Raw genomic sequence first — 9,416 nt, forward strand, 5'->3', positions numbered from 1 at the left:
ACTGGCTTGGTGTCTAGGTTTCAATTTTGATTCTGTACCTCATTGATCTGCAATCTGCTGTATCAGTAGGGATGTAAAATTCAAAATTGTAAAATGACAATCTTTTTCAATCAAATTAATAAGTTGCTAGAAGCGTTATTTCAGAAACATTACAATTATCTAAACAATGAACTAAAAGTTATGGAAAATCAGGAATTACAACAACGGATTATTGTTAATACAACAGATAATGTCAATCAAATAGGTTCTTGGAAATGGAAATTCAATGTAAAAGCAAATTCTTCACCTGTAGTTAATGATGGAGTTGTTTATACAGTTGATGTTGATGGTAATCTTTATGCGTTAGACATTCAAAAAAGTCTTGTAAATTGGTGCTTTCATGTTACAAGAGAAAGTGGTTTTATTCCCAAATCTTTTTCTCCCTTAGTTGCAAATGAATTAGTCTACTTTAGCGATAATTGGATAAATTTTTATGCTGTCAATTATGAAACAGGACAGGAAGTATGGAATTTAAAAATTGGTAACTTAATACAATCATCGCCTATATTTAATAACGGTAAAATATACATCAATACTGTAGAAACTATCGTTTATTGTCATCATTCAGAAGAACCTTTTAATACCTCTATGCCTCAACCTATACCAATAGGACAACTCTTAGTTGTGGATAGTCAAACCGGGCAAATAGAGTGGGAATTTAAACTTGAACATTATAAAACTGTATCGCGGATAAAAGTAAACAATGGTATTGTTTACATCATAGATGAAAGAATTGGACGTTATGCTGATGAAATAAATGGATTTTATGCTTTAGATGAAAACACAGGACTATTAAAGTGTACAGTTCAAGCAGAAAATTCTTATTTTTTAGCTGCTGATGAAATTGTGTATTTAAAAGTAGTTAAAAATCAGATATCAGCAGATAGTTATTTTTGTGCTTTGAACATTTCCACAGGTGTCGAAATTTGCAAATATGAACATATAGGAAATCTTACTTGTTCACCAATTATTAATAATGATATCATTTTTGTCGCCCATGAAAAACAAGTAAATTATCGTCGTATTTATAAATATATAGATGCCATAAATGCGAAAACAGGACAATTTCAATGGCGTTACATATTAACAGCCTCCGTCAAACATTCTCTATTAATTAGTGATCAGATTCTTTATTGTATTGATGAAAATAATATTCACTGTGGTTTAGATATTCAAACTGGTGCAGAAAAATGGCGTTTCCAAACCGAAGGATGTGTAAATTTCTATGGTTTAGATAACCGAGGTAATATTTATCATATATGCCAAGATAATAAGCTGTACATAATAGATATTCAGACTGGAAAAACACGGTGGATATCTAGCATTGAAGGTAAAGTTAATTGTCCTCCAACTTTTGCCGATGGTTTTGTTTTTATTCAGAGTGATAATGATTATTTATACGCTATCCAAACAAGAGGAGAATTAACACATTCAACAAATATAGAAACCTCTCCTTCACAAGTAAATAATACTGGTTCAAATTCCTCAGAAAAAGTTACTCAAATAGAGAATATTGATCCCGTAAAGTGGAAATTTGAGATGGTAGCTGGATACAAAAAAACCTTACTTTCTAGTTTGAGTAATGGCATAGTTTACGTCACTTATAGTGATCATGTGCGAGTTGGTACTTTCTTGGTTGCTATTAATGCTCAAACAGGACAACCTCTTTGGGAATTTATTTGGGAATATCCAAACCCTAAAAATCAGACTTTAAATCCTTTTATTACTCAAGAAACTGTCTACTTAGTTAGAGAATATTTATATGCTGTGTGTTCTCAAACTGGAATTGAATTATGGAAGACTGACATCAAATATTCTGCGACAAAAATTCTTGTTAAAAATGAAGTAATTCTTTTAGAAATCCAAAATAAAGAGCATCAGAATAAATTTTATTACTTGTTGAATAGCCTTAATGGGCAGGAACTATGGCAATTAGATTTAACTGAGAGATTTGTCAATTTATTAGGTAATCCTATAATAGAAAATAGCATCATTTATGTAGTTATACAAGATGCAGATAATCGAAACTGGCTGTATAGTTTTGATATTCAAAATGGACAGGAATTATGGCGATTAGAAACTAGAGAATTTACAGAATTAACACCTATTATTGTTGATAATCAAATTTTTATATCTAGCAATAAATATTTATTGGCGGTAGATTTACAAACTAGAAAAATACTCTGGCAGATTGAGTTTGTTGATTCAATAAATGAAGTCTTAATAAATTCACCAATTATTAAAAACGGGCTAGTTTATGCCAATACAGGTAGTGGTTCTGGAAGTAGGTTTTATGCTATTGAACAGCTAACAGGAAATATTAAATGGCAATTTTATTCTGGTACTAATTGGCTGACTGTTACTACTATTACTGAAAAAACTGTCTTTATTGTTAGTAATCAACAAACTGTACATGGTCAGCAAGGAACTGTCTATGCTCTTTCTAGTATAACTGGAAATCAAAAGTGGGTTTACACAATTGAAAAAGCATTAAAACTAAATACTGTACTTGCTAATAAACTGATATTATTAATAGATGATTCGGGAAATCTCCATGCTATAAATATTGACACAGGAAAACAACATTGGCATAAAAAAGTAGCAGGAGGAAATTTCAAGTTTATTTTCCCCAATATTGTGGAAGAATTTGTTTATATCACAGAAAGTAGTAAAGTATACGGAATAGATATTGCCGAGATTTCATCAGCAACAGATTCTCAAGATGATCCTGTTTTCTTAGTACCAGTATCTAAAAATATCAACGATGCTGATGTTTTAGAGCATCAATTAAAGTGGAGTTTTAAAACTGGAGATAAAATTACTTCATCACCAGTTATCAGTAATAGTATTGCTTATTTTGGTAGTAGCAATCGCCATTTTTATGCTGTAGATATTAGCACAGGAAAGGAATTGTGGAAATTTCCTACAGAAAACAGAATTATTTATTCTCCTACATTGAGTGAAGATATTGTTTATTTTTCTAGTGATCACTTGTATGCTCTTTCTAGAACAACGGGACAAGAAATATGGAAGTTTCCAGTACCAATAACAGATAGATTTCTATATTGGCCAGTTTTTCAAGACGGAATTATTTATCTAATAATTGGTAATCCATCTCGTAGTTATGATTTATATATATTAAATGGCGAAAATGGTCAAGTATTAGGTCAGTTCCCGATCAGAGGAAGAATCAGATTTCCCCCTGCTATTCATGAAAAAATTATTTACATCATTCGTGATGAAAATTATCATCCATTTTTTGATGCTATTGAGCCAGAAAGTGGCACAAATTTATGGCAATTTGACCCAGCACCTAATGATAATCACATATCAACAATATTAGCTCGATTTTATATACCTGGAGTGATGGGACCAGATGATGATATTCAAGCTTTAGAATGGTTAAATTTAGGAACTCTAAATGGAAAACCTCCTCAGATTTTGGATAATATTATCTACATTGGTAATTGGAGTAATGCAATCTACGCAATCAACACAGCAAATGGAGAGCTAAAATGGAAATTTCAATTAGAGTTTGAATTATTATCATCCCCAATTATTGTTGGCGAAATAATTTACATTTTAAGTAATACAAGTAAATTATATATTTTAAATATAAAAACGGGTGAAAAAATTAACGAACTAAAATTTCCAATTTATTTTCATCCTTCTATCGCTGTTTATGAAGAAAAAATTTATTATGTAACTCCAGAAGGTGCAATTTATGGAGTGGATCAAAACACAGGAACCCAAGTTTGGAGTTATAGTTTAAAAACTAAAGTAACATCTCCTTTATTTATAGATGATGGAGTTCTGTATGTGGGAGATGTGAATGGTTATTTATATGCAATCAATTTATGATAAAAACCGTTTTTTGAGGGTTTGAAAATGCAGGAAATTCAGGAAATAATTGTCATTGAACATCAATTAATTGTTACCGACGACAAGGGATGTCTAACTTATCCTCTGGATCGAAATTACACAATTGGCAAGTATTGTAGAATGTGTATTCGTTTATATACTACCTCTGTTATGCTTGCTCCTCATCACGCCACATTGGTGAAATTAGGGGAGATGAATTATTTTCGTTATCAACTTATCAAATCTTTTTCAGTTGATGATGAAGACAAGTACAAACTTTTAGTTAATGGTAAACTTATTCAAACTTATGATCTAAATGATGGAGATATGATCGAATTTGCTCCGGGTGTTTCAGCTACATATCGCTGTTTTCATCGAGTTGAAACTGTATCAGAAGATTCTTTTCGAGGTTGTATAAATATAAATTTCTGGAATTTAGACTAAAAAGCACATTGAGAAAATCTGAATTAAGTCCCATAGGTGCTTTTGTTCCAGCGCGTCCTTTACTCAGAAATAGCAGTAATGGTAATGAGGAAAGAAAGACAATGCCAACAAACCGAAAAATGTCTAAATACGCCGCATTTTCAATTAATTACATTAATTCAATTGAATACTTCCCAGATCCCCGACTTCTTCAAGAAATCAGGGATCTAAACTAAACTAAGTCGTATATTCTGCGTTAATTTTCACATAGTCGTAACTCAAATCACAACCCCACGCTTTACCTGTTCCATGGCCATTACCCACACTGACGGAAATTAACACCGTATCTTCTTTCAGATAAGCACCTGCTGCTTTTTGTTTCAAATATGCACTTGCGGCTGCTTTATCAAAAGGTAAAGGTTGACCATTTTCAAAAAGTAAGAAATCGCCTAATTTAATTTGCAAATTATCCTGCTCAAAAGGTACTCCAGCACGTCCAGCTGCGCCGGCGATACGTCCCCAATTGGGATCACGTCCAAAGATTGCAGATTTAACTAAAGAAGAGCCAGCAATGGTTTTGGCGATTTGTCTGGCCGCTGTTTCATCGTTTGCACCAGTGACTTGCACTTCTACTAAGCAAGTTGCACCTTCTCCGTCACGAGCGATCGCTTTGGCTAAATGCTGGCATACTGCTGTTAGCATGGCTTCTAATTTCTCGGCTTCTGGTCCCATTTCGGTAATTGCTGGGGTGCGAGATTGACCATTGGCTAAAGCAATTAAACTATCATTGGTGCTGGTATCACCATCAACGGTAATAGAATTGAAACTTCTATCTGCGGCTCTTGTTAACATTTGTTGCCAAAGGCTAGATGAAACAGCCGCATCACAGGTGACAAATGCCAGCATGGTAGCCATGTTGGGATGTATCATACCAGAACCTTTAGCAATGCCGCCAATTCTTACGGGACGGTCGCCGATAGTTGTTTCTAAAGCAATTGATTTAGTGACCAAATCGGTGGTGATAATTGCTCCAGCAGCCTCATCTGAGCCAGTTTCTGAGAGTGCTGCTACTACCTTGGGTATACCACTTCGCAGTATATCCATTTTAATCCTTTGACCAATTACGCCTGTAGAAGCTAGTAAAATCGCTTCCGGGGAAATACCCAATTCTTTGGCTAATAAATCTGCACTTTCTAGGGTATCTTTGACTCCTTGGCTACCTGTGGCAGCGTTGGCTTGTCCAGCGTTGCAGAGTATAGCTCTGGCGCTATGTTTGGCTTGCAAGTGTTGACGGCAATAGTCTACACAAGCGGCTTTGACGTGGCTAGTTGTGAATACTCCGGCAGCGATCGCATCCACATCTGACAATATTAATGCTAAATCCGGCAATCCTGAAGGTTTTAGTCCGGCGGTAATTCCCGCTGCTCGATACCCTCTAGCTGCTGTGACTCCACCAGTAATTTCCTGCCAGTCTCCCATAATTTTTCCCCACATATCCTAGAGTTTGGTAGATTGTGCCAACTTTTACCGCTTGCGGCTCTCGTCAGCTATCCCGTATTTATCCTTTATTGTGAGTTTATCTGGTGATGGCAATCTTGCACCAGCCGATAATTATCTTCATGCTTTTTGGCAGTATGAATAGTGACATTATCACATTCGCAATCATAAAATAGATCGAGTTATTGCTAAGTAACAATAACTATATTTCTCAATCCCACACAACTATTAGGCTAAGTTACCTACTTACTTACACTGAAGTTAAGGATAAAAACTAAAAAAGAGAGCCAATTTAATAGCTCTCCAAATCATCAGGGTGCATCTACTTATCACAGTATAACATTTTTGGCGTGTGGGGTGAAGCCCCTTTTTGAGAATTTTTATAAAAAATTACGCCAATTATTTTCTTTTTGGGGCTTACGGGTCTTAAATCATGTCCGGTTAAAGACTTATAATTCAGGAACCGCAGGGGGGCTGGGGGCTGCAAGCAGGAGGAAAGAATTTTACCAGATATTTGCAAAAACACGGCAATTATAGCTAATTTGCCGGACATGATATTACACAAATAGACCAATTAAGCTATTTTTGCTGTTTGAAGATGCCAATTAGTTGATTGCTCATAAGCATAGGCTACCTGTAATAATTGGTCTTCTCTGAGGACTTTACCAATTAACTGTAATCCAATGGGTAGACCTTTGCTGTCAAAACCACAAGGTACACTAATACCTGGTAAACCGGCAAGATTGACGGGAATAGTCATTAAGTCATTTAAATACATACTCAAGGGATCGGTGATTTTTTCGCCGGCTTGAAATGCTGTAGTTGGTGCAGTGGGACAAACTAAAACATCAACTTGTTGAAAGGCTTTTTCAAAGTCTTCTTTAATTAATGTGCGGACTTTTTGCGCTTTCAAGTAGTAGGCATCATAATAACCGGCGCTTAGAGCATAAGTACCAATCATAATCCGGCGTTTGACTTCTGCACCAAATCCGGTGGAGCGTGTACGGGTGTACATAGAAAGCAGGTTGTCTGCATCTTTTGAACGTAACCCATATTTAACACCATCGTAACGGGCTAAGTTGGCTGATGCTTCCGATGGGGCGATAATGTAGTAACTGGGTACGCCATAACGGAAACGGGGACAGGAAATATAATGAATTTCTGCGCCTAAACTTTCTAGTTGTGCGATCGCTTGATTTACAGATGCTTCTACTTCTGGATCTAAACCTTCACCAAAGGTTTCTTTAATAACACCGATTTTCAGTTTTTTACCTTTTAAATCTGGTATTAAATTGGCAGTGTAATCAGGAATTTCGACTTTTAAGCTGGTGGAGTCTTGAGGATCATAACCTGCGATCGCACTCAACAATATAGCCGCATCTTCAACTGTCCGCGCAAAGGGGCCAATTTGATCCAAAGATGACGCATAAGCCACCAAACCATAACGGGAAACTAACCCATAAGTCGGTTTCATTCCCACCACACCGCAAAAAGAAGCCGGTTGACGAATCGAACCACCAGTATCCGAACCCAGGGATACCACACATTCTTCAGCCGCTACAGCCGCAGCCGAACCTCCAGAAGAACCACCAGGAACTCGTGATAAATCCCAAGGATTAGCCGTAACTTGATAAGCAGAGTTCTCCGTAGAACTCCCCATTGCAAACTCGTCTAAATTGGTTTTACCAACCGTTACTGCCCCAGCATTTGCCAGTTTTTGCGTTACGGTTGATTCATAGGGTGGGACAAAATTCTCTAAAATTTTAGAGCCGCAAGTGGTGCGAATACCCTTGGTACACATATTGTCTTTTATACCAATGGGAATCCCTGCAAGGATACCGATTTCTTCCCCCGCAGCGATTTTTGCATCCACAGCACGAGCCTGATCTAAAGCCTGTTGTGCCGTGACAGTTAAGAAACTGTGCAGTTTTGGTTCTAATGCTTGAATGCGATCTAGGGCTTCTTGGGTAATTTCAACGGCAGAACGTTCTTTTTTTACTAGCTGTTCGTGCAACTCGCGGATGGATGCCATAATTTTTCTCTTTATTAATCAAGTCATTGATTTTAGCATTTACAGGACTGGGGATGGTGTTTTGTTAGCTGGTGGAATTATTTCACGCAGAGACGCGGAGACGCAAAGAGAGTTTTGAGAGTTTAGTTATGCTAAAAATCTTAGTTATGACTAAATAATCAGGTTATAGTTCATTGGGAGAATCCTAAACGTTTTTTAACCTCTTCCCAACTAGAACCATTTGTAGGATTTTTTTTGTAATTTTCTAACCGTCGATCTAGTTCTATCTGTTGTGCTGGACTCAAGGGAAGTTCTTCTTGCTGTTCTAAGATGCTGTCCCATAAATCTTCAGCAAGTTGGATACGTTCTGCAATGCTGAGTTCAGAAATATCAAATTTTAAGAGGGGATGGAGACTCATGAGTGGAGAGTTAGGGTTGAGCTTTCATCTATTTTATAACATTGGGGCTTTTGAATGTTTTCGGGAAAATTTATAAATGCCAGTGAGGGATATACTGAAAAGGCTGTGCTTACCTAAATTACAATGTTTACTAACAAAAGACTTGTTAATAGCTTAGTAAAAAAAATCGGACAAGCAGAACGTGAAACATTAAAAGCATGGTAACTTTTTATCAGAAGCATTTCGAGTGTTCTATTGGAGATCGGGGAATTCATAGAGCTAACCCTCAAGGCTTAGAGGATCTACGACAAAGGTATGAGGCAAAGCGATTAGTTTTTCTTTATGGATCTGAAGGAGATGAAGACCATGATGATGTACAACAACTTAACCTGTTTTAATAAATAGAGCGAGCCTATCTTGTAGCTTAGTTTATCGTGCTTTGGGTATTGAATGCTATAATTAAACAAATGTAATTTATTGACTATCAAAATATGGAAACAATTGCTATTCAAGTTGATGCTGAAGTTGCCAAAGCTTATCAAGAAGCAGAACCACAAAAACAGCAAAAAATACAAACTATTGTCAATGATTTGCTGAAATTAATTATTCAAGAAAAATCCCTAGATGAAATCATTGCAGAAATGCAAGAACAAGCAAAAAATAAGGGGTTAACTCAAGAAATTTTAGATGATATTCTCCATAATGGATAAGTTACGTTTTGTTATTGATACAAACATTTTAGTTAGTGCTGTCTTGATTCAGTCATCTGTTCCAGATGTGGCATTCAAAAAAGCCAAAAGCTTAGGAATAATTTTATTTTCAGAGGCTACTTTTGAAGAATTACAAGAAATTCTCAATCGCTCAAAATTCGATAAATATATTTCTGTCAGTATTCGTACTCAATTCTTAGCTAAATTAAAACTAGAAGCAGAACAAATTAAAATAGAGCAGATTATCAAAGAGTGTAGAGATCTAAAAGATGACAAATTTTTAGAGGTTGCTATTAATGGTAATGCAACTCATATAATAACAGGAGATAAAGATTTATTAGAACTGCATCCTTTTCGAGGAGTTGATATTAGACATCTCCGGAAATAGCTAAAGTGTTACTGCCACTGCTTTTAAAAGTGAGATGCCCCAATGCAAAGGTAGCTGGCTGGTACGCTAAAATAAGCGTTAGAGATGCC

Annotated in this window: 9 protein-coding genes; 6 read left to right on the forward strand and 3 right to left on the reverse strand. The window is 35.9% G+C overall.

The window, feature by feature from the left end:
• Nucleotides 1-180: 180 nt before the first annotated feature.
• The gene (locus H6G68_RS10975; RefSeq protein ID WP_190906684.1) at nucleotides 181-3,900 is read left to right on the forward strand and encodes an outer membrane protein assembly factor BamB family protein; all 3,720 of its coding nucleotides are present in this window, start codon (nucleotides 181-183) and stop codon (nucleotides 3,898-3,900) included.
• A gap of 27 nt (nucleotides 3,901-3,927) precedes the next feature.
• Nucleotides 3,928-4,344, forward strand: a complete 417-nt coding sequence (locus tag H6G68_RS10980) for an FHA domain-containing protein (protein WP_190906685.1) — start codon at nucleotides 3,928-3,930, stop codon at nucleotides 4,342-4,344.
• A gap of 216 nt (nucleotides 4,345-4,560) precedes the next feature.
• Here the strand turns inward: H6G68_RS10980 and argJ are convergent, their stop codons facing one another.
• Nucleotides 4,561-5,802 carry a bifunctional ornithine acetyltransferase/N-acetylglutamate synthase gene (gene argJ, locus H6G68_RS10985; protein WP_190906686.1) on the reverse strand — a complete coding sequence of 414 codons (1,242 nt, stop codon included), beginning with the start codon at nucleotides 5,800-5,802 and terminating at the stop codon, nucleotides 4,561-4,563.
• 25 nt (nucleotides 5,803-5,827) lie between these two features.
• Here argJ and H6G68_RS10990 point away from each other — a divergent pair, with 25 nt between their 5' ends.
• Nucleotides 5,828-5,965 carry a hypothetical protein gene (locus tag H6G68_RS10990; RefSeq protein WP_190906687.1) on the forward strand — a complete coding sequence of 46 codons (138 nt, stop codon included), beginning with the start codon at nucleotides 5,828-5,830 and terminating at the stop codon, nucleotides 5,963-5,965.
• Nucleotides 5,966-6,394: 429 nt separating this feature from the next.
• On the opposite strand, the gene gatA is transcribed toward H6G68_RS10990, so the two are convergent.
• Together gatA and H6G68_RS11000 are read right to left on the reverse strand one after the other, a co-directional pair.
• Nucleotides 6,395-7,852: an Asp-tRNA(Asn)/Glu-tRNA(Gln) amidotransferase subunit GatA gene (gene gatA / locus H6G68_RS10995; protein ID WP_190906688.1), complete on the reverse strand. Its 1,458-nt coding sequence runs from the start codon at nucleotides 7,850-7,852 to the stop codon at nucleotides 6,395-6,397.
• A gap of 170 nt (nucleotides 7,853-8,022) precedes the next feature.
• Nucleotides 8,023-8,250, reverse strand: a complete 228-nt coding sequence (locus H6G68_RS11000) for an addiction module protein (RefSeq protein ID WP_190906689.1) — start codon at nucleotides 8,248-8,250, stop codon at nucleotides 8,023-8,025.
• 197 nt (nucleotides 8,251-8,447) lie between these two features.
• On the opposite strand from H6G68_RS11000, the gene H6G68_RS11005 reads away from it, so the two are divergent.
• The 3 genes from H6G68_RS11005 (at nucleotide 8,448) to H6G68_RS11015 (ending at nucleotide 9,327) form a co-directional block, all read left to right on the forward strand.
• Complete coding sequence (locus H6G68_RS11005) at nucleotides 8,448-8,627, forward strand: hypothetical protein (RefSeq protein ID WP_190906690.1); 180 nt, start codon at nucleotides 8,448-8,450, stop codon at nucleotides 8,625-8,627.
• 93 nt (nucleotides 8,628-8,720) lie between these two features.
• Nucleotides 8,721-8,939, forward strand: a complete 219-nt coding sequence (locus H6G68_RS11010; RefSeq protein ID WP_190906691.1) for a hypothetical protein — start codon at nucleotides 8,721-8,723, stop codon at nucleotides 8,937-8,939.
• A complete protein-coding gene (locus tag H6G68_RS11015) occupies nucleotides 8,932-9,327 on the forward strand; it encodes a putative toxin-antitoxin system toxin component, PIN family (protein ID WP_190906692.1) in 396 nt (131 codons plus the stop codon). Before H6G68_RS11010 ends, H6G68_RS11015 begins: the two co-directional genes overlap by 8 nt.
• Nucleotides 9,328-9,416: the final 89 nt, after the last annotated feature.

This window comes from Anabaena catenula FACHB-362 (assembly GCF_014698735.1).
Lineage (GTDB): Bacteria > Cyanobacteriota > Cyanobacteriia > Cyanobacteriales > Nostocaceae > Anabaena > Anabaena variabilis_A.

What these genes read in the sequence shown, in the direction of transcription:
- argJ (WP_190906686.1), bottom strand. Translation starts at nt 5,802, where the DNA reads ATGGGAGACTGGCAGGAAATTACTGGTGGAGTCACAGCAGCTAGAGGG.
- H6G68_RS11010 (WP_190906691.1), top strand. Translation starts at nt 8,721, where the DNA reads ATGGAAACAATTGCTATTCAAGTTGATGCTGAAGTTGCCAAAGCTTAT.
- H6G68_RS10980 (WP_190906685.1), top strand. Translation starts at nt 3,928, where the DNA reads ATGCAGGAAATTCAGGAAATAATTGTCATTGAACATCAATTAATTGTT.
- H6G68_RS11005 (WP_190906690.1), top strand. Translation starts at nt 8,448, where the DNA reads ATGGTAACTTTTTATCAGAAGCATTTCGAGTGTTCTATTGGAGATCGG.
- H6G68_RS10975 (WP_190906684.1), top strand. Translation starts at nt 181, where the DNA reads ATGGAAAATCAGGAATTACAACAACGGATTATTGTTAATACAACAGAT.
- gatA (WP_190906688.1), bottom strand. Translation starts at nt 7,852, where the DNA reads ATGGCATCCATCCGCGAGTTGCACGAACAGCTAGTAAAAAAAGAACGT.
- H6G68_RS11015 (WP_190906692.1), top strand. Translation starts at nt 8,932, where the DNA reads ATGGATAAGTTACGTTTTGTTATTGATACAAACATTTTAGTTAGTGCT.
- H6G68_RS11000 (WP_190906689.1), bottom strand. Translation starts at nt 8,250, where the DNA reads ATGAGTCTCCATCCCCTCTTAAAATTTGATATTTCTGAACTCAGCATT.